Below are 25,441 nucleotides of genomic sequence, written 5' to 3' on the forward strand. Positions count from 1 at the left end.
CAAGGGGGGAGGTGCCCCCCATAGTTGATAGCTCCCCTTGCGTACCTCTCCTGCGCCCGTCCGGTCGGGGTGGTTGGGATGTAGGATGTCTTCCGAAGCCGGATCGCCGGTCCCGAACGGGGCCGAGCCGGCATGGAGAAGGGGGCATCCCAGATGAAGACGGTACTTCTGGCGGGCGGGCTCGGTTCACGGCTTGCTGAGGAAACGAGCCGCATTCCAAAGCCGATGGTCGAGGTCGCCGGGCGGCCGATCATGCTCCATGTCATGGATATCTACAGCCATTGGGGGCATCATGATTTCATCGTGGCATGCGGGTATAAATGCATGCTTATCAAAAGCTTCTTTCACGAACTTCATCTGCTGACGAATGATTTCACGGTCGCGCTCGGCAATGGCGGGATGACGCTGCGGCCCACCCAGTCGATCGACTGGAACGTCTCGGTCGTCGATACCGGCCAGTTGACGATGACGGGCGGCCGCCTGCGCCGCCTGCGCGACTGGCTGGATAACGAGACCTTCATGGTCACCTATTCGGATGGCGTCGGCAATGTCGATATCGATGCGCTGCTCGCCTTTCACCGCGCCCATGGCGGGCTCGCCACGGTCACCGCGGTGCAGCCGCCCGCGCGCTTCGGCAATCTCGAGCTTCAGGGCAATCAGGTCGTCGAGTTCACCGAAAAGGTCCAGAAATACGAAACCTGGATCAATGGCGGCTTCTTCGTCTTCGAACCCGGCGTGCTCGATTATCTGCAGGGGGACGAGGAACCGTTGGAACAGGGGCCACTCGGTCGGCTGGCGCAGGATGGTCAGCTTTTTGCCTATAAGCACAAGGGCTTCTGGCACCCGATGGATACGGTGCGCGATCGCGATACGCTGGAGGGGCTGGCCGAAAAGGGCGCGCCGCCCTGGCTCCATTTTCACGACACAAAAGTTCCGGCATCGGCGCACTATATCCATGCATGACGCTACATTTTCCGGCGCGTTTCGCGGAAAGAACATCGTCGTCACGGGGCATAGCGGCTTCAAGGGCGGGTGGCTCAGCCTCTGGCTCGCATCGCTCGGCGCGCGGGTGACGGGTATCGCGCTCGCCCCGCCTGCGGGGCCGTCCTTCTTCGCCAGTGTCGGGCTGGACCGGCTGGTCGATCACCGCATCGCCGATATCCGCTCGGCCGAACAATTCGCTGCGGCCTGCGTGGGCGCGGAACCCGAAATTCTCATCCACATGGCGGCGCAGGCGCTGGTGCGGCCCTCCTATGCCGCGCCGGTCGAAACCTTTCACACCAATGTCGTCGGCACCGCCGTGGTGCTTGAAGCCGCGCGCGCCATGCCCTCGCTCAAGGCGATCCTCGTCGTCACCAGCGACAAATGCTATGAAAACCGCGAATGGGTCTGGCCCTACCGCGAAACCGATCCGCTGGGCGGCGCCGATCCCTATAGCGCGTCCAAGGGCTGTACCGAGATCGTCGCCGCCGCCTATCGCCGCTCCTTCTTCTCGGCTCCCGATGGCCCCCGGCTGGCAACGGTGCGCGCGGGCAATGTCTTTGGCGGGGGCGACTGGGCGGTTGATCGGCTGGTGCCCGATATCATCCGCGCGGCGATCGCGGGGTGCCCCGTCGTCATCCGCAATCCGCACAGCGTTCGGCCGTGGCAGCATGTGCTCGAACCGCTGTCGGGCTATCTCGCGCTCGCCGCGCGGCTGCTGGCCCCCGATGGCGCGGATTTCGCCGATGCGTGGAATTTCGGGCCCGATCAAAGCGCATTCATCGATGTCGAGACGCTGGCGCGCGGGCTGGTCGAATGCTGGGGCACCGACGCCCCTGAACTCGCCATGGCCGATCCCGGCAGCGGCCCGCACGAGGCGGCGATGCTCACGCTCGACAGCAGCAGGGCGCAGGCCCGGCTCGGCTGGCGGCCCCGGCTCTCCAATGCCGAAGCCGTGGCCATGACCGCCGCGTGGTACCGCGCTTATGCGTCGGGCGACAGTAATCTGCGCGCGCTCAGCCTGGCGCAGATCGCACAATTTTCGGGGTGCGGGGCCCCCGACATCCAGCATCAATCGCTTGAGGGAGGAACGCGGCAATGCGCGTGAATTATGGCCAGACCGTCCACGGCGAGGAAGAGATCGCCGCCGTTGTCGAGGTGCTGCGCAATTCAACCCAGATGGGCCGCAACGTCCGCGCGATGGAAGCCGGGGTGGCCGCGCTGTTCGACAAACCGCACGGCGTCATGGTCAATTCGGGCTCCTCGGCCAATTATCTCGCGATCGAGCTTCTGGGCCTTCCGGCGGGCAGCGAGGTGATCACCCCCGCGCTCACCTTCGCGACCACGGTCGCCCCCATCGTGCGCAACGGGCTCGTCCCCGCCTTTGTCGACGCGGCGGAGGGGACGTATAATATCGATGTCGACGCGATCGAGGCGATGATCACGCCCAATACCCGCGCGATGATGATCCCCTCGCTCATCGGCAACCTGCCCGATTGGGATCGTATCCGCGCCATCGCCGATGCGCACGGCCTGATGGTGGTGGAGGACAGCGCCGATACGCTTGGCGCCACGCTGCGCGGCAAGAGCACGGGCGCGCGGTCGCATATCAGCACCACCAGCTTTTATGGCTCGCACGTCATCAACGCGGGCGGCAATGGCGGGATGATCTGCATCGCCGATGACGAGATTGCCCGACGGGCGCTGCTCTTGCGCAGCTGGGGCCGGTCCTCCTCACTCTTCGTCGATTCCGAAACGATCGAAAACCGCTTCAGTGTTTCGCTCGACGGGATCGAATATGACGCCAAATTCCTGTTCGAGGAGCTTGGCCATAATTTCGAGCCTTCGGAAATGGGCGCCGCCTTCGGGCTCGTCCAGCTCGGCAAGCTCCAGCAGAATATCGCCGCGCGCGAGCATAATTTCGCCCGGCAATATGCATTCTTCGAACGCTATGCACACTGGTTCGTGCTGCCCCGCCAAATGCCGCAATCGCGCACCGGCTGGCTCGCTTTCCCGCTCACCGTGCGCGCCGACGCCCCGTTCACCCGGCGCGAGCTCCAGATCCATTTCGAGGAACGCGACGTCCAGACCCGCCCGGTCTTCACCGGCAATATCCTGCGCCAGCCCGCGATGCGGCAGGTCAGGACGCATGTCGCGCCCGGCGGCTATCCCGTGGCGGATGATGTCATGCGCGGCGGCATCCTGCTCGCCTGCCACCACGGGCTCGAAGACGCCCAGATCGATTTCATGCACGCCTGTTTCGAGGAATTCGCCGCCCGGTTCAGCGGGGACGAACGAAGCGCCGTGAATGGCTGACCCAACCCACGCCCAAATATTTTGATGGGGGAGAGAGACATGACCACACTCGATCACTGCCGCGCCTGCCTTGCGCCCGATCCGCATCTCTTCCTGCCGCTCGGCGATCATCCGCCCGCCAACATGTTCGTCCGGCCCGAAGAGCTTGGCGAGGCGCAGCCCGCTTTCCCGCTCAACACCCAGGTCTGCCTGAAATGCGGGCTCATCCAGGTCGCCGATCAGATCCCGGCCGATTTCTTCCGCCACTATCTCTACATTCCGTCCGCAGCCGCCTCGATGCATTCGCATTTCGAGGGGCTTGCCGCCGCGCTCAGCGAACGGGCGGGGGATGGGCTCATCGTCGATATCGGCTGTAATGACGGGCTGTTGCTCATGGCGTGCAACGCGCTCGGCTGCGCGACGCTCGGGGTCGATCCGGCGGCGAACATCGCCGAAATGGCGCGCGATCGCGGCGTTGACGTGCATCTCGCCTATTTCGGCCCCGAAACCGCGCAGGATCTGCTTCAGTCGCGTGGGCAGGCCAAGGTGATCGTCACGACGAACACCTTCAACCATATCGGCGATCTCCATGATTTCATGAAGGGCGTCGATGTCCTCCTCGCCGATGACGGCACCTTCGTGCTCGAATTGCCCTGGGCCAAGGATCTGCTCGATCGCAACGAATTCGACACCGTCTATCAGGAACATCTGTCCGAATTCAGCCTGTTGTCGCTGGTCAAGCTCGGCGGCTTTTTCGACATGCAGGTCACCGATGTCACCCGGCTCTGGGTCCATGGTGGCTCGATGCGCGTCTTCATGCGCCGCCGCTCGCAAAAGGATGTGCCGACCTCGATCGTCCGGCAGATGCTCGACGAGGAACTGGCCGCCGGCATGCTCGACGTCGCGACCTATGATCGTTTTACCGACCGGGTCGGAACCGTCCGCGAAGATCTGCTCGCCATGCTTGGCGATCTCAAGGCGAAGGGGCTCAAGATCGCTGGATACGGCGCTCCGGCCAAAGGCAACACGCTTCTAAACTATTTCAAGATCGGTCCAGAACATCTTGATTTCCTTGCCGATAGAAATCCTCTCAAGCAGGATCTCTATTCGCCCGGCATGAAAATCCCGGTGCGCTCGACCGATGCGATCTCGGCTGAAAAGCCCGATATCCTCCTCGTCCTCGCATGGAACTTCTTCGACGAGATCAAGGAACAGCAATCCGATTTCCTCGCGCGCGGCGGCAAGTTCCTCGTGCCCTTGCCAGAGCCCGTTCTCGTCGGCTGAACGCACGAAAAAGGGCGGCGGGGGAGTTCATCCCCGCCGCCCTTTTTGTGCCTGTCGCAAAGGCAACACTCAGGCGCGCGTCATGTCGCCTTTGAACGCATCAGTTCACCGCACGCCCTGCCAGCACCTGCGCATGGGCATAGTTCAGGAAGTCGTCGAGGTTCGACCAGCCATTGCCGTCCTTGTCGCCCCAGGCGTCATTCTGCGCGGGGTTCAGGCCGTTGGCGACTTCCCAGCTGTCGGACATTCCGTCCTTGTCGGCATCGGCATAGGGCCTGCCTGCGGCCAGCACGGGCAGGATTCCGGGGTCGGTGCGCTGCGCGCCGGTGCGGGTGCGCACTTCGCCCACGATCCGCTCGTCCACGCTGTCGCGGGGGAACGCGCCCGAGGATTGCAGCACCTGGGTATAGGCGGCGCTTGCCGGCATGACCGGGCTGGCCAGCGGGCAGGTGGGATTGCGCACCAATATGGGGGCCACATTGGGCGTCTGCGCGCTCAACAACCCGTCCAGCTGGTTGTCGAGCACATAGACCTGCGCATTGCCCTTGCTCTCCACCGTCTGGCGGGTGATCGCCGCGGCCACCGCCTTGGTGTTGGGGCCGGCCTTGAAATAATTGCCGACGATGCTGACCGGCGTTCCGCCATAGCTTTCCCAGACCTCGGCAAATTCGACGCTGGCATTGTAGAGCACGTTGTTGATCACCTCGACGCACGAACCCGGCATGAAATTGATATCGGGGTTCCTGTCGCCATTATGCGCGCACAGGTTGCGGATGAAGCTCAGCCGCTGCGGCCCGCGCGGGTCGCTGCTCAGCAGCGCGCATTTGTCGTGCCGCGGAATCCCCTCGGCAAAGATCGACGACGAAATGGTGACATCGGTATTGGTGGCATAGCCGCCGACATTTTCATCGAGAGCCCAGGATGCGCTGACATGGTCGAGCACCACTTTCGAGCTGTTTTCGATGATGAAGGCGCTGTTGCTCGCCCGGTCCGTACCGCGCCGGTCGGTGCGTACACGGATATGGCGGACGATGACGTTGCTCGTATTCTTTACCACCAACGGGGTCAGCCCGTTATTGCCGCCCGCATGGGTTAGCAGGATGCCGCCGCCCGGCGCGGTCTGCCCCGCGATCGTCAGGTTGCCATTGCGGATGATCGGGCGCTCATTGGTAAAGCGGATCACCCCGCCCACGCGAAACACGCAGACGCGCGGGCCCGATGCATCGATGCACGCGCGCAACGAACCCGCCCCGCTATCGGCCAGCGTCGTCACCTGGATGATCCGTCCGCCGCGTCCGCCCGTTGCCACCTTGCCATAGCCCTCGGCGCCGGGGAATGCGGCGTTGTTGAGGTTGGCGGCCAGCGCCTCGACGGTCCCGCTTTCCGAGCATCCCGAGAGCGCCGCGCCAGCGCATCCCAGAAACAGCCCCGCCGCCACCGCCCGCATTTTGCGGGCATGGGGAATTTTCGATCGCTCCGAATGGCTCTGGCTCATGCGCCGCTTCCTTCTCCATGATCGGGCGTGGCGGCGCCCCGCGCTTCAGAAACGAAGCCGGACGCCCAGCGTGCCCATGAATTTGTCGAACTTGTCCAGCCGCTGCTCGGCGGTCCGCTTCATGTAGCTGAGGTTGAAGGTGATCGCCGAAAAGCGGTTGAGCAGCCATTCGCCGCCCACATCGCCGCCCCAGTTGGTCTGATCACGCAGCGCCGCGCCGCGATAGGATGTGTCGCGCATCGAAACCCCGGCGCGCGCGATCAGGTTATGGCGCACTTCCTGATCCACCCGCAGCCCGACGCGCGTATCGATACGCCCGGTCGCGCCCGAACGGATGGTTGCCACATTGCCGCGAAACACGTCGAGCGACACGGCGGTGCGGATGCGCGGTCGCCAGGTGATCCGCCCATTGGCCGAAACGCCCGAAAAATTGGGCGTGCGCGGGTCTTCGGGGTTGGCGTTGAAATAACCGATACCCATTTCGCCGGTCAGCCGGTCGGCAATCGCCACGCTTGCGCCCAGCGTCCCGCCCCAGGTCGTCGTATCGCGGTCAATCCCGTTGCGGTCGAAGGGCAGGCGCGCATCGCGGAAATTGCCATAGCCTTCAACGAACAGGTCAACCTTGCCCGACAGCTGATAAATACCGCGGATCGCCGCGCGGTAGGTGGTGAGATCGCGGTCTGCATCCTGCGCCGAGCGATAGTCGACCTTGGAAATGCCAGCACTTGCGCCCACGCCGATCCGGCCGGGCTTGTAGCGATAGCTGTATTCGGCATCGACCACATCGATATTCGACGGCTTCAGGCTGAGATCGGGGTTGGCTTCCGGATCGGTGCGGCGCTCGAAGGTGCGGTCGTAACGCACCGAAAGATTGGCGGTGTGCTGCGGGTCGCCGATATAGCCGATATTCGTCTCTGCGCCGAAACTTTCGGCATTTTCGCGCTTGTGGTCGGCAAAGCGCAGGATCGAGGCATAGACATCCGCCTCCACCCGTACCTTGCTCATCTCGCGGCTGGCGCGCAGGCTGGGCGCGATCCGGAAGATCGCGTCATCCTCTTCATTGGCCGATGTCGCATAGACATTATTGTCATAGGTCGCGTCGAGCGAGAGCGTGGGCTCGAGGATCGTGCCGCCAATATTGATGTTGCGCGGTTCATAACCGGGGCGGGGCAGGTTATCGATCGATCGGTCGCGGTTGCGATCCTGCGCGATCGCGCTGCCCGATCCGGCAAGCCCTATGGCGATGAGGGAAATGGCTGCGGTCGCCTGGCTGAAGATTGTCCGTGTTTTCATGGTCGTCCAGGCCCCCCTTGGCCATTGTCAGAACCAGCTTTCGGATACCTCGATTGTGTCACCGGGCCATACCTGGCCATCGGGGCCGGTCTGGCCCTTCACCATCCCTGTTTTGGTCTTGCGCTTGATCACGACCGCCTTGGTGTTGGCCCGAAACGTATATCCGCCAGCAATCGACACCGCCGAATTTACAGTCAGCCCGGGCACATAGGGATATTGCCCCGGCCGCTGGACTTCTCCCATGATGAAGAAGGGGCGGTATTTCTGGATCTGCGCGCTCACGCTGGGCGCGCGGGCCACAAGCTGGCGCGCGCTGATCGCGCTGGCGATCGCAGATTCCACTTCGGGAATGGTCTTGCCGTCCACCGCGATCGTCTCGATCAGCGGCATTGATATCGTGCCGGCATCGCCCACGACATAGCTGTTGTTCATCGGGTCCAGCCCGTACACCGTCACCCGGATCTCATCGCCCGCGCCCAATCGATATTCGCCGGCCGCCAGCGTCGGCAGGGCGGACATGCCGCCCTGGGCCGAGGTGCAGCCCGTTGTCAGGGCAAGCGAGAGCACAATGAGTGCGGTGCGAAAGCGGGTCATGACGGTCAAACCTCCCCACGGACGTAAAATCTCTATCGAAATCGCGGCTTTGACAAGAGGGCGCCTGCAGACCAACGCTGCCATGCCCGTTCGGGCATTGCCACTGGTCTTGCGAGGTAGAAGCAGGGCGCCATCCCCAACAGCAGCGGCGCGATCCACGCGCGGGCGTACATGTGCGGCGCGGCGTTCGAAAAGGCGACGAAGGTCAGCAGCACCGACAGGCCAAGCGCGGCCGCCAGCCGATCCTGCGGCACCGCCCGTATCGCGCGGACGGCGAGCAGGATCATCAGCCCCAGCCATCCGAAAAGCGAAATCAGGCCGCCCTCCGCCCAGAGCAGCAGATAGATATTGTGCACGGGCGCGCCGTCCTTGCTCATCTTGCGATACTGGTCGACGCCAAGCCCCACGACCATGCGGTTCTCGACGATGCCCCAGGCCTCGCGCATCAGCTCGGCCCGGTCGGAAAAGGTGCCCGCCTGCTGCAGGTCGCCTTGTTCCAGCGCGGGGGCCACGCGGTTCTCGAACGCCTTGGGAAGGCCATATCCCATGCTGAACATGATCGTGATCGCGGCCAGCCCCGCCAGCACGAAATGGAAGGATGGGCGCACCTTGCCAATGACGAGGAAGAACAGCACGCCCAGCGCCGCCGTCACCGTGCCGGTGAACGACGCCGTCAGCACCATCCCGATGATCAGGATGGTCACGGAAAATCCCGCCGCTGCTGCGCTGATCTGGCGCTTCAGCCGCAGATAGAGCGCGCAGGGCAGCGCCATCGCGATCACCGCCGCATTCCAGTTGGCATCGCCCAGAAACGCGGTCAGCCGCCCCGCGCCGGTCACGAATTCATGCGAAAAACGCTGCAATTCCAGATAGGAACCGTCATAGACGAAATAGGCTGCCGCGCCGAACAACTCCATCGCCACCACCCCGGCAAGCGACGCTTTCAGCAACGCATAGGTTCGCCGTTCGCCCTGGCCCATAAGGATCATCGGCAAAAGGATGAGGCTGAACAGATATTGTAGCCCGGCAACCAGCCAGCGGTCGAGAACGCCGTTCGCCATGCTGCCGATGAACAGCCCGATCACCAGCGCCGCCGAGGTGAGCAGCCACAAGGGCGTCGAGTCGTTGAAAGGCTGCAACGGCATCCGCCGCGCCAATATCACCAGCGCTATCCCGATCACGAACAGCCCGTCGCTCAGCGTGAAGAGCATCTCGCTGGGGCGCCAACTGATATAGGGGCAGAAAAAGGCACCCGCGAGAATGAACGGGCGCGCCAGTTGCCATGATAACAGGGCGGGGGCGGATGGCGGGATGGTGCGATACATGGCGCTCAGACCCTGCTCGTCCTCGCCTCTGGGGCCACCAGCCAGGGGGTCAGGTCGCGGCCCAGCAGCCGCCCGAGATTTTCGACATCGCTCAAGTAATATTCGGTCAGCCGCGCGCGCAGGTCGTCGGACAGGGGCGGATAGCGGATTGGCCGCGCAATCGTGTCGCGGATCGCCCGAAACCACGGCCGGTCGCGGTACTCGCTCACCATCTGCTTGAACGGGCGCGCCACGCGGCGCACGGGCAGGGGCAGGATCGGCGTCGTGCTGTCGTTCTTGCGCGTCGCCATCTCGGCCGGGGCCATGGTCAGCGGAACGCCGATATGCTGGCTCACCGCGGCGATCACTTGTTCGGGCGCGCGGGTCACGTCCTCGTGCAGCAGCGTGCAGATCTGCTCGCGCGGGAAATGATCAAGATAACGGGCAAGATGCTGGCCATACAGGCCATTGTCCAGAAACCGCCGGTCTTCGGGATTGGCGGTCCGCAAATAGCGTTCGGGATCGCCCGTTACGGTGCCCCGGCGAAACAACATGCAATAATCCGAATAGGCCCGGTCGACGGGGTTGCGCAGCAGCACAATCAGCCGTGCCTCGGGCAGCTTCATCGCCAGCCGCGCGGGCGCCTGCGGGTGGGACAGATAATCCGCCGATTTCTCGCCGATCTTCTGCGCGGGCGCGGCGGCGGCGAACAGCGATCCGTACCAGCCGGGGCCGCGATGATATTCGGTGCTGAAATAATGCGGCTCGGGGCCGGGCAGGTACAGGTCGGGATGCTGGCGCAGCTGGTGCGCCACCCAGGTCGTCGCGGCCTTGATCGCGCCGATGATCACGAAATCGGGCAAACGCGCGGGGGGAGGCGCCATCGTTTCAGTTCCCCTTTGCCGATGCGGCGTCGAGCACCGATCGCAGCACTTCGCCCATCGTCCGGATGCTGTCGTCATCCAGCGTGTGGTCGATCGGCATCATGATGCTTTCCTCGCCCAGCTGGCGCGCGCTCCGCAGCACGCTTTCGGGGCGGTATCCGGCGCGAATACATGCCTGTTCGCGGTAGATTTCGGGGCAGGATCCGCTCTGGCACGGCAGCCCTGCGGCAATTGCCGCCTCCAATATCGCGTCGCGGCTCCAGCCGGGGGCCAGCCTTTCAGGCCGGACAAAGGCGTAATATTTATAATAAGCGGGTTCGCAATCGTCGGCGGGAACGATCAGGCGCAGCGCGCGCTGCCCCGCCAGTATCTCGTTCAACATCGCCGCGTGCCGCCGCCGCGTCTCCAGCCAGTCGGGCAGCTTGCGCAGCTGTTGCAGCCCGATTGCAGCCTGCATCTCGGTCATCCGGAAATTGCTGCCAAAGCTGTCATGGAGCCACAGGAAACGCCCGCCGCCGCTGGCCTGCGGCATCGTGCGCGGGTTCTTGCCATGGTCCTTATAGGCCCAGGCGCGGGCCCAGTCCTCTTCCTCGCGCAGCAGCAGCATCCCGCCTTCGCCGCCCGTCGACATGATCTTGTCGGTGCAAAAGGAAAAGGCGGCGGCATGGCCGAACGATCCCACCGGGCGCCCGTTGAACCGCGCGCCGTGCGCCTGTGCGCAGTCCTCGATGATCTTGATGTCATAGGCCTCGGTTAGCACCGTCAGCTCGTCCATCGCGCAAGGGTGGCCGGCCAGATGCACGGCGATCACGGCACGGGTCTTGGGGCTCATCGCCTGCGCCACGGTTTCGGCGTTCAGGTTCTGCGTGTCGGGATCGACATCGGCGAACACAGGCACCGCGCCAACGGCAACGATGCAGCTTGCCGACGCCATGAAGCTGCGCGCGGGCACGATCACCTCGTCGCCCGGCGCGATGCCCACCGCGCGGAGCGCCAGCTCCAGCGCCAATGTGCCATTGGCCACCGCAATCGCATGCGGCACCGCGCACATCTGGGCGAATTCGCTCTCGAAGCGGTGGCAATTGTCGCCGTGGTGCAGCGCGTTCACCCGGCCCGAATGCAGAACTGCGGCCACCGCATCGATCTCGTCCTGCGCATAGACCGGCCAGCGCGATCGGATCGGCTCGATATGATGGCCGGTCTGGCGCCGCCGTGTCCGGGCGGTTGTGCGGTTGAGGCGGGGAAGCGGTTCCGAAAAGGTGGAGGCTGCCATATGCGATCCCTCCTATGCCCGGTTGGGCAGGCCGGCCGGGGAAGGCCGTGTCATTGCAGATATGGTGGCGGGTTCGACCGTCCCATCCATTGCTTCGGTCGCGTCGGCATCGGGTCGCAACAGCTGGCGGATACCCGCCAGCACCGCGTCATTGTCGCCGCGGCTCGCCGCCTCGGCCAGTGCGTCGAACGCATGATGCAGCGTTTCGATCGCGATCGCCTGGGGCTCGGCCTCGAACACGCCGGGGACGGAGGAGGGGAGACGCTTCTCGCTCTGGTCGAACAGTTCCTCATACAGCTTCTCGCCCGGCCGCAGCCCGACGATATCGATGCGCACATCCTTTTCGGGCTCCAGCCCGGCCAGGCTGATCATCCGGCGCGCAATGTCGATGATCTTGATCGGCTGCCCCATGTCGAGCACGAAGATCCGGCCCCGCCGCATCTGGCCTTCCAGCGCGCTCGCGGTGCTCTGCAGGATCAGTTGCACCGCTTCGTGCACCGTCATGAAATAGCGTTCGATTTCCGGATGCGTCACGGTCAGCGGCAAGCGCCGGACCAGCTGGCGCTGGAACAGCGGGATAAGCGACCCGCTCGATCCCAGCACATTGCCGAAGCGCACGGTCATGAAGCGCGGCGAATGCTCGCTATGTGCCCCGTCAAGGTCGAGCGCCTGGGCATAGAGCTCGCCCAGCCGCTTGGTCGCCCCCATCACGCCGACGGGGTTCACCGCCTTGTCGCTCGAGACCTGGACGACCGCACGCGCGCCATAGAGCAGTGCCGCGTCGGCCACGTTGCGCGTGCCCAGCACATTGGTCTGCACGCCCGCGCAGGGGTTGGTCTCCACCAGCGGCACATGCTTCAGTGCGGCGGCGTGGAACACCAGCTCGGGCCGGTGTTCGGCAAAGGCCTGCATCACGCTGGCCCGCTGGCGGATCGAGCACAGCACCGAACTGCGCGGGATATGCGGGTAATTTTCCTGCATCTCCAAGTCGATGCTGTAGAGGTTGAATTCGCCGGCATCGAGCAGCACGAGGTGCGATGGTTCCAGCGCCGCGATCTGGTGCACCAGTTCGCGGCCGATCGTGCCACCGGCGCCGGTGACGAGCACCTTGCGCCCCGTGATCACGCGCGTGACGACGCTGTTGTCGAGCTGCGCCTGCGGCCGGCCGAGCAGCACCGAAAGGTCCACCTGTTCCAGCTGCAGCGGCGTCGCGCCGTTCTTGTCGAGCCGTGCAGGCGCGCCGGTGCGCGCAACGGTCAGGCCTAGCCCCTGCGCGCGGGTGACGAGATCGACCATATGGGCGGGCAGCGCCCGGTCGCTTTCATGCGCCAGGATCAGGCATTCAGGCCGCGCATCCTGGCTGTCGAGTTGCTTCACCACATGTTCCAGCGCATCGAACGTACCGAGCACTGGCACGCCGCGCAGCCGCAGGCGGACATGGTGTCCGCTATCGTCGAGGATGCCGACCGGCCGATAGCCCGAACCCGGGCTGTGTTCGATCTGGCGGAGCAGCAGTTCCACCTGCTCGGCGGGGCCCGCGATGAGCGCGCGGCGCAACGCTGTCGAGGGCGTTGCAACGCGCGTAGGCGCCTTGGCCTTGCCGTTATAGGCATTGCGCACCGCGATACGCATCAGGCGGACGCCGCCCAGCATGACGACAAGGACGAACCACTGGATGATCGGCACCGACGCCGGCATCCAGTCGGCGCGGCCAAGCACCATGAGCGTCAGCACGGTGACGAGGATCGCGGCCGTCGCTGCTTCGAACAGCGCGGCGAGATCGGAAATACCCAGATAGCGCCATATCCGCCGGTGCAGCCCGGCTGCATAAAAGATGACGGCGGCCACCAATATGGCCACCGGCATCGCAAACTCCAGCCCTTCGGCCATATGGCGGGGTATGTTGCCGTTCATGCGCAAGGTGAGTGCCACCCCCATCGATGCACCGGCGGCCAGCGCGTCGATCATGATCACGGCCACGTTGCGCGCATATCTGCGCCACGAACGATGAATGGATATGGTGATCACTAGTTGCGCTCTCCCCCTCACCATCAGGCAAGGATTTGTCCGGCACGGCATTCGTTCCTGATCATGGCGGATCCCGAAAGGGGGTCATCGCATGCTGGAATGCGCCTGTGCGGAGCTGAATTTCCATACGCCCTGCAATCAAGGATAGTTAAATGGGGGGGGATGGAAATGCGCTCTTCGGAGCGATGCGAAATGGGGTAGGCAATGCCCCTCCTTTGAATGCGCAGGCGCATTTGCGGGCGGCCGTGATTGGCATATTTCATCGGATAATCGCCGTTTTGCTGTGCTTCTGCGTGGTGATCCGGGCGATCATCCGGGGCCAGGGCGTCCTTTGCTGCGCTGCACGGAAGGATGATGACCGAAAGATCGCATCCAGGCCCTCGTTTTCCTGCTTAGACTTTGCCCCGGTTGTTTCGCATCGGGCTGCGGCAACCGGCTGTTTCAGGCCGTTTCTCGGCATGGATAGCCGATGGCACGGCGTCGTAATCGCCCGAAAATGTCCATGGCTCAGGGGGCTCGATGAAGCTGCTGCACGTCATCACCGCGCTCAATGTCGGGGGTGCTGAAACGATGCTGGCCAAGCTGCTGGAGCAGCCGGCCTACACGCGCAATGGCGTCACGCAGGAAGTGCTTTCGCTGATGGCGCCGGGTCCGATGGCCGAACGCATCGGTGCCACCGGCGTCCCCGTTCATTCGCTGGATATGGGCGAAGGTCAGCTCTCGCTCGCGGCACTCGGGCGGCTGGTTCGCATCGCGCGGGCGATCCGCCCCGATGCGATCATGGGCTGGATGCATCATGGCCATCTGGCGGCCACGCTCGCCGCGCAGGCGGTGCGCCCCCGGCCCGCGCTCATCTGGAATGTGCGTCATTCGCTCAGCGACATCGCGCATGAAAAACGGCTTACCAGAATCGTCCTGCGATGCTGCGCGAAGCTTTCGAACCGCCCCGATGCGATCCTTTACAATGCGCAGGCGTCGCGCACCCAATATGCTGATTTCGGCTATTCCGATGCGCGTGCGCTGGTGCTCCCCAACGGGTTTGATTGCCGCCGCTTCCGGCCCGGCGCCGATGCGCGCGCGCTGCTCAGGGAAGAATTCGGGGTCGCCGAAAAATCGATGGTCGTCGGCATGGTCGCGCGCGCGCACCCGATGAAGGATCCCGAAACATTGATTTCGGCGGTGGAACGCGCGCGACGCGGTGGGCTCGACCTTCATCTGCTAATCGTCGGCAAGGGGATGGAATATCTGCGCGACAATGTCGCCGCCGCGCTCCCGCCTGATCGCGTCACGCTGATCGGCCAGCGCGGTGATGTGGCAGACTGGCTTTCCGGGCTAGACATGCTGGTGCTGCCATCGGCCTGGGGGGAAGGGTTTCCCAACATCCTCGGGGAAGCGATGGCGAGCGGCGTGCCCTGCATCGCCACCGATGTCGGGGACAGCGGCTGGATCGTCGGCAGCGCGGGGCGCATCGTCCCGCCGCGCGATGTCCCTGCACTCACCCGCGCGCTCATCGAACTGGCCATGCTGGGCGATAGCGGTCGCAAGGCGCTTGGCATGAAGGGGCGCGCCCGGGTGATCGAGCGCTTCTCGATGCCCGAGGTCTCGGCAAGCTATTCGCGGCTCTACGATGCGATGATTGATCGGCGACGGGGGACCGTGTCCGGCGTTCGCGGGCAGCCGGAGGTGGTGGCATGAAGATCGTCGTCGTCGCCAGCCTGGCCTATTCGCTCATCAACTTTCGCGGCGCCCTGCTTGGTGAAATGGTGGCCGCCGGGCACGATGTCATCGCCTGCGCCCCCGATCAGGATGCGGAGATCATCGCCGCTCTCGCCGAAAGGGGCATTTCCTTCCGCCAGATCCCGATGGACCGGGCGGGGACGAACCCGATCGCCGATCTCGCGACGCTGCGCGCGCTCGTCGGCCTCTTTCGGGCAGAGCGGCCCGATATCGTTCTCGCCTATACGCAAAAGCCGATCGTCTATGCTGGCCTTGCCACGCGCATCGTCGGAAAAATGCGCTTCTTTGCGATGGTCAGCGGGCTCGGCCATGTCTTCAGTGAGGGGGAGGGCAGCTGGCTCGTCCGCACCATATTGTCGCGCCTGTACCGTGTGGCCATTGCCCATGCCTCGGCTGTCTTCGTCTTCAACGGCGATGATGCGGGTGAAATGCGCGCGCTCGGCATCCTCCGGCCGCATCACCGGGTGATCCAGGTTCCCGGATCGGGCGTCGATCTCTCCCGTTTCCCGCGCCGCGACTTGCCCTTGGGGGCACCAGTCTTCCTCCTCGTCGCGCGGCTGCTGCGCGGCAAGGGGCTGGGCGAGTTCGTTGATGCCGCGCGTCAGGTTCGCCGCCAGCATCCCGAATGCCGCTTCCTGATATTGGGCCCGCGCGATGCCAATCCGGATTGCGTGGGGGAAGACGAACTCCGCCGCTGGGCAGAGGAAGGCGTGGTCGATTATCTTGGCGAAACCCGCAATGTCGCGCCGCATCTGGCTGCGGCCTCGGTGTTCGTCCTGCCGACCTATTACCGTGAAGGGCTGCCCCGGACGATACTCGAGGCGATGGCAACCGGCCGGGCGATCATCACCACCGACACGCCGGGCTGCCGCGAAACCGTGATCGGGGGCGAAAACGGCTTCCTTGTCCCCCCGCGAAACAGCACCGCGCTGGCCGAAGCGATGCTGTGTTTCGCGCGGGAACCGATGCTCGCTGCCACCATGGGGGCGCGCTCCCATGATTTTGCCGTCGAAACTTTCGCGGTCGAAAAGGTCAACGCAATCCTGCTTGGTGCGATGCGGCTTCGCCCGGGCGATCCGCCCGATCCCGTCCAGCCAAGGCGCGCACCGATCCGCCGTGCCGTCGATATCGCCGTATCCGTCGTCGCGGGCATTCTTCTCCTGCCCTTCATCGCGCTCCTCGCGCTATTCGTGTCGCTATCGATGGGACGTCCCGTCCTTTTCGCGCAGGTGCGCGGCGGGCAGGGCGGGCGCGCCTTCCGCCTCGTCAAGTTCCGCACGATGACCGACGCGCGCGATCGCACCGGCCAGTTGCTGCCCGATGATGCTCGCATCACGGGTTTTGGGCGGTTCCTCCGCCGCTCTCGGCTCGATGAACTGCCCGAACTCTGGAACATCCTGAAAGGCGATATGAGCCTGATCGGCCCGCGGCCGCTGCTTCCGGGCTGGGCCCCCGGAGGCACAGAGTCGATCGCTCAGCGTGCCGTGATGCGGCCGGGGCTCACCGGCTGGGCGCAAGTGAACGGCAACACGCTGCTTAGCGACGAGGACAAGCTGGCGCTCGATCTCTGGTATGTCGATCATGCGTCGCTGCGCACCGATATTTCGATCATCGCGCGCACCATCGGCGTCGTCCTGCACGGCGAGCGGATCAACCAACCCGAGGTGCGGAGGGCCTATGCGGGCCATCATCGTCGGGGCAGTTGAAAGCACGCGCGTCGCGCTGGAGGCGTTGGCCGCCGCACCCGACTGGCAGGTCGATGCGCTGATCACGCTGCCGCGCACACTCGCCGCGCGCCATTCCGATTTCGTCGATCTGGAACCGTTCGCTGCCGCAGCCGGCGCGCGCATGATCGAGGCGGCGGACAGCAATGCGCCCGATGTCGTTGCTGCGGTGCGCGAGGCTGTGCCTGACATGGTGTTCGTGATCGGCTGGTCCCAGATCTGCAAGGCGCCGTTCCTCGACGCGGCCTTGGGCAATGTCATCGGCTATCATCCCGCGCCGCTCCCGCAATTGCGTGGGCGGGCGGTGCTTCCGTGGACGATCCTGCTGGGCCATACGATCACCGCGTCCACGCTCTTCTGGGTTGATGGCGGGCTCGATTCCGGGCCGATCCTCGCCCAGCGCTTTCTGCATGTCGCGCCCGACGAGACAGCGGCCACGCTTTATGATCGCCATATTGTAGCGCTTCGTGACCTGCTTGATGAAAATCTGCCGTCGATCGCGAAAGGCTGCGCACCGCGAACCCCTCAGGATGATCGCTACGCCAGCTGGGCCGCGCGGCGTACGGCGGAGGATGGCCGCATAGACTGGCGGCGCGGGGCCGAGGATATCTGGCGGCTGATCCGTGCCGTTGGAAAACCCTATCCCGGGGCGTTCACCCATACCTCGGTGGGCAAGCTCGTCCTGTGGCAGGCCGATCTCTGGGATTGCAGCCGCCATCCCGGCGCGCTTCCGGGGCAGGTGCTGCTCCGGACCGAGCATGGGTTCGGCGTTTGCTGCGGCGACGGACGGGGCATATGGGTCAGCGACTGGCAGAGCGAAAGTGGCCGTCCGCCCGCACTTCACCGCATATTGGGGCAGGGAGGGGTGCGATGACCGGTTGGGAGGGGATTGACCGCGCCATGGTCGTGGCCCCGCATCCCGATGACGAGGTGTTAGGCTGCGGCGGCACGATCGCCCGGCTGGCGGCGCAGGGCGTACGTGTCGATGTCGTCATCGCAACAAAGGGGCGCGTTGCCGATTTCGGCGCAGAGCGCGTGGCTGCCGTCGAGGCGGAGGCTGGGGCCGCCCATGCCCGGCTGGGGGTAGCGGAAACCCATTGGCTCGATTTCCCGGCGGCGCGGCTCGATGGGGAGCCGCATGCCGCCATGAACCAGGCGCTTGGCGCGCTGGTCGCCGCGCTCCGTCCACAACTGCTCTTCATTCCCTTTGTCGGCGACGTCCATCTCGATCATCAACTGGTGTTCCTGTCGTCGCTCGTCGCCGCGCGGCCGCGCGGGACGGATAGTCCCGCTGCGATCTACGCCTATGAGACGCTGTCCGAAACCAACTGGAACGCGCCTTATCTGTCGCCTGCTTTCGCGCCCAATATCTTTGTCGATATTAGCGATTTTCTCGCGGCAAAGCTCGATGCCTTTCGTCTCTTCCGGTCGCAGGTCCAGCCCTTCCCGCATGAGCGCTCGCCCGAGGCGGTCGAGGCGCTGGCACGTTTGCGCGGGGCAACGGTGTGTCGGCACGCCGCCGAAGCGTTCGTGCTGGTGAGGGAGGTGTTATGAAACCTGAAATGCTGTGTCAGCGGAGCGATCTGCCGCTTCGGATGATGATCACCTCGGCCGGCCGCCGAGTCGGGCTGCTCAACAGCTTCCGCAATTCGGCGGCGGAATTGGGCCTGCCGCTCGAAATCCTCGCTTGCGATTGCAATGTCGCGATGAGCTCGGCCTGTCATGAGGCGGATCTCCGCTTTGCCGTGCCCCCGGCGTCAGATCCTAGCTATGTCGAGGCGCTTCTGGATATTTGCCGCACGCACGGCGTCGCGCTGCTGGTGCCTACTATAGATCCCGAATTGCAACCGTTGGCTGACGCGGATCAGCGCTTTGCCGAAATCGGCACATATGTGTCAGTCAGCGCGCCGGCACTTGTGGCCATCGCGCGCGACAAGCTGGAAACGGCCCGGTTCCTCGCCGCCGTCGATGTTTCAGCGCCGCGTTCGGCAACACCTCAGGATATTCTGGATGAGCCCGAAGGTTGGGCGTGGCCGCTGCTCGCCAAGCCGAGCCATGGAAGTTCCGGCCGTGCAGTCCAGCGTGTCGTCGATCTCGATGCCGTCCGACATCTTCCCACTGACGAGGACTTTGTCGTTCAGGAGTTTCTCGAAGGGCGGGAGCACACCGTCAATCTCTATTTCGATCGGTGTGGTCATATGCGCTGCGCCATCCCGCATGAGCGACTTCAGATCCGCAGCGGCGAGGTCGAAAAGGGCATCACCTGCCATGTGCCCGCGCTCGAGGAAATCGCCGAAAAACTAGCGCGGGCCTTGCCGTCTCCGCGCGGAGCCTTGTGTTTCCAGGCTATGGTGCGGGCCGATGGCTCGGCATCGGTGTTTGAAATCAATGCGCGGTTCGGTGGCGGCTATCCGCTGGCGCACCGCGCTGGCGGCCATTTCACCCGCTGGTTGCTCGAGGAAGTCTCGGGGCGCACGGCAAGCGCGAATAATGGGTGGCAAGAGGGGGTGCTGATGCTTCGCTATGACGCCGCATTCTTTGTAACGCCATGAACAGGACGCGCCGGCTCATCGTCTTCGATCTCGACGACACGCTCTATCTCGAGCGGGATTATGCGCAAAGCGGCTTTCGCGCGGTCGGGCGCTGGCTCGAAGACAGCATCGGCCCAAACCCCTTCGCCGATCTCGCCTGGAGGCAGTTTTGCATGGGCCGCCGCAACGACATCTTCGACGCGGTACTCGAAGAGATGGATATCCGGGCCAACGGGGCGCTCATTCGCCAGCTCGTTTCGGTCTATCGACACCACCATCCCGATATCCATCTCGCCCCCGACGCCGCGCGGCTGCTCGGCACGCATCCGCCTGAAGGCACGCGCTATGCGCTCATTACCGACGGTTTTCTGGCGGCGCAGACGCGCAAGCTCAGGGCGCTGGGCCTCTCGGAAATGGGGCTCTGGCCGCTGATCTGCACCGATATTTGGGGGCGGGTATATTGGAAGCCCCATGCGCGCGCCTTTGAATGCGTGCAGGCAATGCACGGACTGCCGTCACACGCGATCACCTATGTGGCTGATAATGCGACCAAGGATTTCATCGCGCCGCGTCGTTTGGGCTGGAATACCGTGGAATTGCTGCGTCCCGAACGCGTCAGGGCCAACGAGGATATGCCATCGGGGGAAGGGGCCGATCGTTCGGTTGTCAGCCTCGATGCGCTGGAAGAGCGCCATTTTCACTCACTCGGCTAGTATACGTAAAATTTCCATTCGCGTCAGAACCACGCCCGAGTTATAAAAATCGGGTTAACAAAATGTTGACCTTGTCACAGGAACTGGGCGGCATTTGTTCAACCTGCTGAAAATTCCGGTTCTGGCCGTAATTATCAGATAACTTACACAAGTGTTCATAGATTATTTTTTTAAAATAAAAACGAAAATACTTGTGTCTAAAGTATAGTATATTTTTGATGTAGGCCGTTAGTCATGGTCGTGGGAATTATAATTCTAATGGTCGCGTGATCCGAATGGCGCCAACGGGCGGCGCAACTGGAGGAAATATTATGCGCGAGAATATTCAGGTTTCCATCCTGGGGCGAAACGAAATCGTACGCGAAGGACTTCGCAGAATTCTTACCGAACAATCCTTTCATGTGCGTGCAGTGGTTCCCGATCCCGATGAATTGGGGGAAGAAAACAGTCAGGATGAAGAGCATTGCCTCTTCATCGTCGATTCCGCTTCCGACAGCGATGGACTCGATGCCTGCCGGCGCTTGCGAGAGCGGTTCCCGGATGGTCGCGTCGTTCTGATGGCGGACGATTATCGTCTCGATACCATTGCGCGCGCTTTCGATGCCGGTGCGCATGGCTATCTCGTCAAGGCGATTTCGTGCGAACCGCTCGCCGGCGCGCTCGAACTGGTCGCGCTGGGTGAAAAGGTGGTGCCCACGCAGATCGTTGACTCGCTCGCCAATCTCCGCTGGCGGCCGCATAGTGGCGATTGGGAAAGCAGCCGTGCTGCGGCCAATTTGTCCGATCGCGAAATCGAGATATTGCAATGCCTTGTACATGGTGAAGCGAACAAGATCATCGCCCGCCGTCTGGATATCACCGAGGCGACGGTGAAGGTTCATATCAAGGCGATCCTGCGCAAGCTGCACGTTCTCAATCGCACCCAGGCGGCTATCTGGGCGGTGCTCCGGGGGCTCAACGATCAGGAACCCGCTTCGGCTGCCTGTCACTGACGGCTGATCCGGTTCGGATATGCGCGAAAGGGTGGTCCCGAACAGGGGCCACCCTTTCCTTTGTCCAAAGCGCATGATTTCGCATCGGTGGGGGTAGGCGCGGCGCAAAGGAAGTGTGCGCTATCCCTTGGGCGTTATCACGATGCTCACTGGCCATGAACTTCCCCGGAACAATAGAATGAAGGCCTCCTTATCGGGCGCGCGGCGTGGAGTTGCCGCAGGGATTCATTGTGTCACGACAACAGCCAAGGGGGCGTTATGGCAAGCCGCGCACTGAAGCAGTTCGATGGACGGGGACTTGTGGGGCAACCCATTCCCCGCGAAGCGCCACCGCCACCGCACACTCCTCCGGGCGCCGCCTATATCGGCCTTGTCGAACTGATGCGGATCTTGAAGCGGCGCGGGCGGCTGGTGCTGGCGACCATTGCGGTGGTGATGGCGCTCACCATCCTCGCGCTGATGATGGCGACGCCCGTCTACAAATCGTCTGCGGTGATGCTGGTCGAACCCACCAGCGATCCGGTCGCGCAGTCGGGCACCCCGGTCGTCGCGAAACCCGATGAAGAGCTCCGGATCGCGACGCGGATGGAATTGCTGCAATCGCGGGCGCTGGCCCGGCGTATCGCGCGTAACATGCGGCTGGCCGAGGATCCCGAATTCGCTGTGGGCCGCGATGAAAATCCCGGGATCGTACGGCGCCTGATTGCGCTGGTGCGGCCCGACAAGAATAGCGGCGACCCCGAATATACCGGTGGGATGAGCGCGAAGGATATTCAGCAGGCGAGCGATCAGGCCGAGATGGAAGCCGTCACTTCGCGGCTGATGGATCGGATCACGGTCGAACGAGTGCAGAAGTCCCATCTGGTAAGCATCACGGCGGAATCGCAAAACCCCTATAAGGCTTCGCTGCTCGCAAACCGGCTGGCCGAAACCTATATCAAGGGTCAGGTGGTCGAGCAGGGCGATGCCTATAAGGCGCAGGTTTCCGGCCTCCGCCAGCGGGTTGAGCAATTGCGTGAACGCGTGAACCTCGCGGATCAAGCGGTGATCGATTATCGCCGTTCGAATAATTTGTTCGCCTCGCGCTCCGAAGAGATGAACACCGCCATGTATGCGCGCCTGTCCGGCGCGCTCGCTGAGGCGCGTGCCGCCAGTGCGCAAAGTTCCGCGCGCGCCAGCGGGATGAGCGGATCGGCCGCGTTGCTCGCTTCGTCGCCGCTGCTCAGCGAGTTGAAGGGCCAGGAGGCACTGCTCGGCAAGCGCATGGCCGAATTGTCGAGCTTCTACGGCCCCGGCCATCCGGACATGGTCAACGCCAAGGCGCAGCTGGACGATGTTCAGAAGCGCATCGCCGCCGAAACCGGGCGCGCGCAGGCGGCGGTCGGGCGCGAAGCCGCAATCGCCAGCGGCGCGGTCGGCGCAAGCGTCGGCACGCTCGCCTCCGAACTCGGCGCGCTGCGCAGCGCCAATAGCCATGAAGTCGCGGCGTCGGTTGGGCTGCGTGAACTCGAACGCGAGGCGGAAACGAGCAACGCGCTCTATGTGTCGCTCATGGCACAGCTCAAGGAAGTCGGCGGGCGCGGCGCAAACGACAAGCCCGATGCACGGATCGTCTCACGCGCGCCGATCCCCGACAGCCCCGCCTATCCCGAAGTGAAGCGGACGCTGGTGATCGCGTTCATCGGGGCGCTTGCGCTGGCCGCGATCCTCGCCTTTGTTGTCGAAAATCTCGACAACCGGGTGCGCACGGCCGATCAGGTCGATCGCCTGCTTGGCCTCCCCACGCTTGCGATGATCCCCGACGTGTCGGATCAACTGGCCTTCCGCCAGCCGCACGAGATTATTCAGCATGAACCGCGCTCGGTATTCGCGGAGTCCGTTCGAAATCTCTATATCGAGCTGCTCGCGCAGTTCGATCAGCCGGGCTCGAAGGTGGTGGTCGTCACGTCCCCGCTTGCCAATGAGGGTAAGTCGACGGTCGCCAACAGTCTCGCCGCCGCCGCCACCACGCTGGGGCATTCGGCGGTCATGCTTGATGTCGATCTGCGCAAACCCGCAGTATACGATGCACTGATCGGTGAGGAAGGGACGTCGCACGCTGCGGGCCACGCCGATATCGTCGCCTATCTCAATGATCGCGCGCGGCTCGATCAACTGATCGGCGCAGAGGCCGATATTGCCGATGGCGACCACGCTTCCTTTGTCCGTATCAATGCGCACGAGGCCGCGCAGGATCCGGGCGCGCTGATTTCGTCGCCGCGCCTTGCCAAGCTGATTGCGCAGTTGCGGGAGCGTTTCGATCTGGTCGTGCTCAACGCGCCGCCCATCCTGCCGGTGCGCGATGCCAAGATTTTGGCGGGCTATGCTGATGGCGCGCTGATGGTGTTGCGTTGGGGTTCAACCCATCCCGATGCCGCGCGCGTCGCGGTCGAGCTTTTCGGCGACAAGATGATGGGCGCGGTGCTCAACCGGGTTGATTATGCCGAGCATGCCCGCCGCAATTATGGCGATGCCATCCATTATTACGCGCAATATGCGGGCCAATATCCCGAAGACGGCAAGATGCCCAAGCCCATTGGCCGCATCTTTTACCGGGCGCTTGGGCGTACGGCACCCGCCGACGCCTGAAGGCTGGTTGATCGCGGGCCGGTCGCGCAAAGGCGCGGCCGGCCCTTTTTTGTTTTCAGGGCAGGTCAGGCCGCATCGTGCCGGAGCGTATCGGCGCAGCGATCGGCGGCAGGGCTCTGCTCACAGGAAGACGCGGCACGTTCATCCTCACGCCGCGCCTGCGCAAGCCCGCTCTTCAGCAGGATGGAAAGGCCCAGCAACCAGACGCTGCCCAGTACGATATGCGCGATATTGGCCCCCATCGGCCCTATACGGGGGATGAGCAGCGCCGCTGTCGCGAAGAACAGCGCGATGGAAAGGACGACCAGCCCGAAAATCTGGCGCTCGCGCCCCATGGACAGCAGCGCCACGCGCGCGATCGATCCGCTCAGCACAAGCGTTACCGCCACCATCTGCACCACAAGCAGCGGGGCCGCGCCCGCAAAGGCCTTGCCCGCCACCAGCAATATGACCGGCTTGGCCACCAGCAGCGTTGCGCAGAAAAGCGCCAGCCCGGCGCTGGCAAGCAGCATTTCGGTCTGCAGCACGACATTGCGGAACGCACGGATCGCGCCGGCCTGCCACAGCCGGGCGATCTCGGGATAGGCGACAGCCTGTACCTGCGCGCCCGCCTGCTGCACTGCGCGTCCGATCCGTTTGGCAATGTGGTAAAGCCCGGCCGATGCCGGGTCGGTCAGCGCGCCGACCAGCAACACATCCAGTTGCTGCGCGCTCGACCATAGGGTGAGCGAGAAATTGGCAGACCAGGTAAAGCCCCATATCCCCGGAAAGCGTGCGCGAATGCCTTTCAGCGACGCCTTGTCGAGCCGATGGAGCCCACGGCTGCGCAATTCGCGCCAGGCGGCGAAGGCAAGCAGCAACTGGCTCAAAATCTGCGTCGTCATCCAGATGACGGCAAATGCAAAGACCCCGCCGCCCATCGCAAAGGCGATCGCGCAGCCGATCAGGCGGGCGCCTACGCCCAAAACCTGCAGATAGGCCGTCGCCCGGAATTTTCCGGCCAGCCGCAGGATCGCGACGGGCGTACCGTTGACGCGAAACAGCAGGACCAGGCTGTACGTCAGCACCGTGGCGTAAACCGCCGGCTCCCACCCCAGCAAAAACCCTGCAATCGCGGTAACGCCAAGCGCGATCATCCATCCCGTAATGGCGGCCGCCATGTCGAGCAGCAGCCCATATTTGAACAGCGCCATCAACTCGTCACGGTGCGCCTCGTCATCAAGATCGGCGCCGTAGCGGATAAGCGGTTGCCACGTCTGGAAGTTGACGAAGGAATCGATCGCCTGCGCGCCGCTGATCACCAACGCTAATATGCCGTATTCATGCGGCCCCAGCGCACGCGCCGTGAGTGCGACGGCAAACAGCCCGATGACAAGCGTGGCGGCATTGCCCGAAAGAAGATGGCCGACATTGGCATAGCGGCGGCGAAAGGATTCGGCCGTAACCGCCTTGCGCAAGGCGCGCGCACGCCCCCTGATCTTTGTCATATCCGATGCGCCCGTAGCTGGTGCAGGGAATTTGGTAATGCAGATCCCACAGCCATGGGCAGCATAGTGGTCCAGCCCTTGGAAAATGCGCACCGATCTCCGGTTTTACTCCGAAATTGCCTGTCGCTCCGGGGCGCTCGGGATGGTGTAATCCGCGTGTCGCCAGGACGCCGTCATGTGCTCCGCAACACAGGCGAA

General features: G+C 63.8%; 20 protein-coding genes. 12 read left to right on the top strand and 8 right to left on the bottom strand.

Features of this window, described 5'->3' with window-relative positions:
* Positions 1 to 153: 153 nt before the first annotated feature.
* The 4 genes from rfbF to QYC26_RS16110 are packed head-to-tail and all read left to right on the top strand — an operon-like array spanning position 154 to position 4,560.
* On the top strand, positions 154 to 963 hold the full coding sequence (rfbF, locus tag QYC26_RS16095) for a glucose-1-phosphate cytidylyltransferase (protein ID WP_317513235.1): 810 nt from the start codon (positions 154 to 156) through the stop codon (positions 961 to 963).
* Positions 956 to 2,089 (top strand): CDP-glucose 4,6-dehydratase, encoded by a 1,134-nt coding sequence (rfbG, locus tag QYC26_RS16100; protein ID WP_317513236.1) that lies wholly within the window; start codon positions 956 to 958, stop codon positions 2,087 to 2,089. The genes rfbF and rfbG overlap by 8 nt, the downstream gene beginning before the upstream one ends.
* Positions 2,080 to 3,297, top strand: coding sequence for a DegT/DnrJ/EryC1/StrS family aminotransferase (locus tag QYC26_RS16105; protein WP_317513237.1), 1,218 nt, complete (start codon positions 2,080 to 2,082; stop codon positions 3,295 to 3,297). The genes rfbG and QYC26_RS16105 overlap by 10 nt, the downstream gene beginning before the upstream one ends.
* A 39-nt stretch (positions 3,298 to 3,336) precedes the next feature.
* Entirely contained in the window at positions 3,337 to 4,560 is a 1,224-nt protein-coding gene (locus tag QYC26_RS16110) for a class I SAM-dependent methyltransferase (protein ID WP_317513238.1), read from the top strand.
* A 100-nt stretch (positions 4,561 to 4,660) separates the two neighbouring features.
* On the opposite strand, the gene QYC26_RS16115 is transcribed toward QYC26_RS16110, so the two are convergent.
* The 7 genes from QYC26_RS16115 to QYC26_RS16145 are packed head-to-tail and all read right to left on the bottom strand — an operon-like array spanning position 4,661 to position 13,431.
* On the bottom strand, positions 4,661 to 6,055 hold the full coding sequence (locus tag QYC26_RS16115; protein WP_317513239.1) for a pectate lyase: 1,395 nt from the start codon (positions 6,053 to 6,055) through the stop codon (positions 4,661 to 4,663).
* A gap of 45 nt (positions 6,056 to 6,100) precedes the next feature.
* Positions 6,101 to 7,348, bottom strand: a complete 1,248-nt coding sequence (locus QYC26_RS16120; RefSeq protein ID WP_317513240.1) for an outer membrane beta-barrel protein — start codon at positions 7,346 to 7,348, stop codon at positions 6,101 to 6,103.
* Positions 7,349 to 7,375: 27 nt separating this feature from the next.
* A complete protein-coding gene (locus tag QYC26_RS16125; RefSeq protein ID WP_317513241.1) occupies positions 7,376 to 7,942 on the bottom strand; it encodes a polysaccharide biosynthesis/export family protein in 567 nt (188 codons plus the stop codon).
* 32 nt (positions 7,943 to 7,974) lie between these two features.
* Positions 7,975 to 9,267: an O-antigen ligase family protein gene (locus QYC26_RS16130; protein ID WP_317513242.1), complete on the bottom strand. Its 1,293-nt coding sequence runs from the start codon at positions 9,265 to 9,267 to the stop codon at positions 7,975 to 7,977.
* A 5-nt stretch (positions 9,268 to 9,272) separates the two neighbouring features.
* Positions 9,273 to 10,130: a sulfotransferase gene (locus tag QYC26_RS16135; protein ID WP_317513243.1), complete on the bottom strand. Its 858-nt coding sequence runs from the start codon at positions 10,128 to 10,130 to the stop codon at positions 9,273 to 9,275.
* 4 nt (positions 10,131 to 10,134) lie between these two features.
* Positions 10,135 to 11,403, bottom strand: a complete 1,269-nt coding sequence (locus QYC26_RS16140; protein WP_317513244.1) for a DegT/DnrJ/EryC1/StrS family aminotransferase — start codon at positions 11,401 to 11,403, stop codon at positions 10,135 to 10,137.
* Positions 11,404 to 11,415: 12 nt separating this feature from the next.
* Entirely contained in the window at positions 11,416 to 13,431 is a 2,016-nt protein-coding gene (locus QYC26_RS16145; protein ID WP_317513245.1) for a nucleoside-diphosphate sugar epimerase/dehydratase, read from the bottom strand.
* Positions 13,432 to 13,950: 519 nt separating this feature from the next.
* Between QYC26_RS16145 and QYC26_RS16150 the strand changes: the two genes are divergently transcribed.
* The 8 genes from QYC26_RS16150 (at position 13,951) to QYC26_RS16185 (ending at position 23,756) form a co-directional block, all read left to right on the top strand.
* Positions 13,951 to 15,126 carry a glycosyltransferase gene (locus tag QYC26_RS16150; protein ID WP_317513246.1) on the top strand — a complete coding sequence of 392 codons (1,176 nt, stop codon included), beginning with the start codon at positions 13,951 to 13,953 and terminating at the stop codon, positions 15,124 to 15,126.
* Complete coding sequence (locus QYC26_RS16155) at positions 15,123 to 16,874, top strand: sugar transferase (RefSeq protein WP_317513247.1); 1,752 nt, start codon at positions 15,123 to 15,125, stop codon at positions 16,872 to 16,874. Before QYC26_RS16150 ends, QYC26_RS16155 begins: the two co-directional genes overlap by 4 nt.
* On the top strand, positions 16,846 to 17,766 hold the full coding sequence (locus tag QYC26_RS16160) for a methionyl-tRNA formyltransferase (RefSeq protein WP_317513248.1): 921 nt from the start codon (positions 16,846 to 16,848) through the stop codon (positions 17,764 to 17,766). Before QYC26_RS16155 ends, QYC26_RS16160 begins: the two co-directional genes overlap by 29 nt.
* Positions 17,763 to 18,446 (top strand): PIG-L deacetylase family protein, encoded by a 684-nt coding sequence (locus QYC26_RS16165; protein WP_317513249.1) that lies wholly within the window; start codon positions 17,763 to 17,765, stop codon positions 18,444 to 18,446. Before QYC26_RS16160 ends, QYC26_RS16165 begins: the two co-directional genes overlap by 4 nt.
* Positions 18,443 to 19,444: an ATP-grasp domain-containing protein gene (locus tag QYC26_RS16170; RefSeq protein ID WP_317513250.1), complete on the top strand. Its 1,002-nt coding sequence runs from the start codon at positions 18,443 to 18,445 to the stop codon at positions 19,442 to 19,444. The genes QYC26_RS16165 and QYC26_RS16170 overlap by 4 nt, the downstream gene beginning before the upstream one ends.
* On the top strand, positions 19,441 to 20,136 hold the full coding sequence (locus tag QYC26_RS16175) for an HAD family hydrolase (RefSeq protein WP_317513251.1): 696 nt from the start codon (positions 19,441 to 19,443) through the stop codon (positions 20,134 to 20,136). The genes QYC26_RS16170 and QYC26_RS16175 overlap by 4 nt, the downstream gene beginning before the upstream one ends.
* A 311-nt stretch (positions 20,137 to 20,447) precedes the next feature.
* Positions 20,448 to 21,128, top strand: a complete 681-nt coding sequence (locus QYC26_RS16180; protein ID WP_317513252.1) for a response regulator transcription factor — start codon at positions 20,448 to 20,450, stop codon at positions 21,126 to 21,128.
* Positions 21,129 to 21,386: 258 nt separating this feature from the next.
* On the top strand, positions 21,387 to 23,756 hold the full coding sequence (locus tag QYC26_RS16185; protein ID WP_317513253.1) for a GumC family protein: 2,370 nt from the start codon (positions 21,387 to 21,389) through the stop codon (positions 23,754 to 23,756).
* Positions 23,757 to 23,821: 65 nt separating this feature from the next.
* Here QYC26_RS16185 and QYC26_RS16190 read toward each other — a convergent pair whose 3' ends face one another.
* Positions 23,822 to 25,243: a lipopolysaccharide biosynthesis protein gene (locus tag QYC26_RS16190; protein ID WP_317513254.1), complete on the bottom strand. Its 1,422-nt coding sequence runs from the start codon at positions 25,241 to 25,243 to the stop codon at positions 23,822 to 23,824.
* Between the last annotated feature and the right edge of the window lie 198 nt (positions 25,244 to 25,441).

Origin of the sequence: Sphingomonas sp. C3-2 (genome assembly GCF_033025475.1) — a bacterium.
In the GTDB taxonomy this organism is placed as follows: domain Bacteria; phylum Pseudomonadota; class Alphaproteobacteria; order Sphingomonadales; family Sphingomonadaceae; genus Sphingobium_A.

What these genes read in the sequence shown, in the direction of transcription:
- QYC26_RS16175 (WP_317513251.1), top strand. Translation starts at nt 19,441, where the DNA reads ATGAACAGGACGCGCCGGCTCATCGTCTTCGATCTCGACGACACGCTC.
- QYC26_RS16150 (WP_317513246.1), top strand. Translation starts at nt 13,951, where the DNA reads ATGAAGCTGCTGCACGTCATCACCGCGCTCAATGTCGGGGGTGCTGAA.
- rfbG (WP_317513236.1), top strand. Translation starts at nt 956, where the DNA reads ATGCATGACGCTACATTTTCCGGCGCGTTTCGCGGAAAGAACATCGTC.
- QYC26_RS16130 (WP_317513242.1), bottom strand. Translation starts at nt 9,267, where the DNA reads ATGTATCGCACCATCCCGCCATCCGCCCCCGCCCTGTTATCATGGCAA.
- QYC26_RS16160 (WP_317513248.1), top strand. Translation starts at nt 16,846, where the DNA reads ATGCGGGCCATCATCGTCGGGGCAGTTGAAAGCACGCGCGTCGCGCTG.
- QYC26_RS16135 (WP_317513243.1), bottom strand. Translation starts at nt 10,130, where the DNA reads ATGGCGCCTCCCCCCGCGCGTTTGCCCGATTTCGTGATCATCGGCGCG.
- QYC26_RS16105 (WP_317513237.1), top strand. Translation starts at nt 2,080, where the DNA reads ATGCGCGTGAATTATGGCCAGACCGTCCACGGCGAGGAAGAGATCGCC.
- QYC26_RS16125 (WP_317513241.1), bottom strand. Translation starts at nt 7,942, where the DNA reads ATGACCCGCTTTCGCACCGCACTCATTGTGCTCTCGCTTGCCCTGACA.
- QYC26_RS16120 (WP_317513240.1), bottom strand. Translation starts at nt 7,348, where the DNA reads ATGAAAACACGGACAATCTTCAGCCAGGCGACCGCAGCCATTTCCCTC.
- QYC26_RS16155 (WP_317513247.1), top strand. Translation starts at nt 15,123, where the DNA reads ATGAAGATCGTCGTCGTCGCCAGCCTGGCCTATTCGCTCATCAACTTT.
- rfbF (WP_317513235.1), top strand. Translation starts at nt 154, where the DNA reads ATGAAGACGGTACTTCTGGCGGGCGGGCTCGGTTCACGGCTTGCTGAG.
- QYC26_RS16115 (WP_317513239.1), bottom strand. Translation starts at nt 6,055, where the DNA reads ATGAGCCAGAGCCATTCGGAGCGATCGAAAATTCCCCATGCCCGCAAA.
- QYC26_RS16180 (WP_317513252.1), top strand. Translation starts at nt 20,448, where the DNA reads ATGCGCGAGAATATTCAGGTTTCCATCCTGGGGCGAAACGAAATCGTA.
- QYC26_RS16185 (WP_317513253.1), top strand. Translation starts at nt 21,387, where the DNA reads ATGGCAAGCCGCGCACTGAAGCAGTTCGATGGACGGGGACTTGTGGGG.
- QYC26_RS16165 (WP_317513249.1), top strand. Translation starts at nt 17,763, where the DNA reads ATGACCGGTTGGGAGGGGATTGACCGCGCCATGGTCGTGGCCCCGCAT.
- QYC26_RS16110 (WP_317513238.1), top strand. Translation starts at nt 3,337, where the DNA reads ATGACCACACTCGATCACTGCCGCGCCTGCCTTGCGCCCGATCCGCAT.
- QYC26_RS16170 (WP_317513250.1), top strand. Translation starts at nt 18,443, where the DNA reads ATGAAACCTGAAATGCTGTGTCAGCGGAGCGATCTGCCGCTTCGGATG.
- QYC26_RS16190 (WP_317513254.1), bottom strand. Translation starts at nt 25,243, where the DNA reads ATGACAAAGATCAGGGGGCGTGCGCGCGCCTTGCGCAAGGCGGTTACG.
- QYC26_RS16140 (WP_317513244.1), bottom strand. Translation starts at nt 11,403, where the DNA reads ATGGCAGCCTCCACCTTTTCGGAACCGCTTCCCCGCCTCAACCGCACA.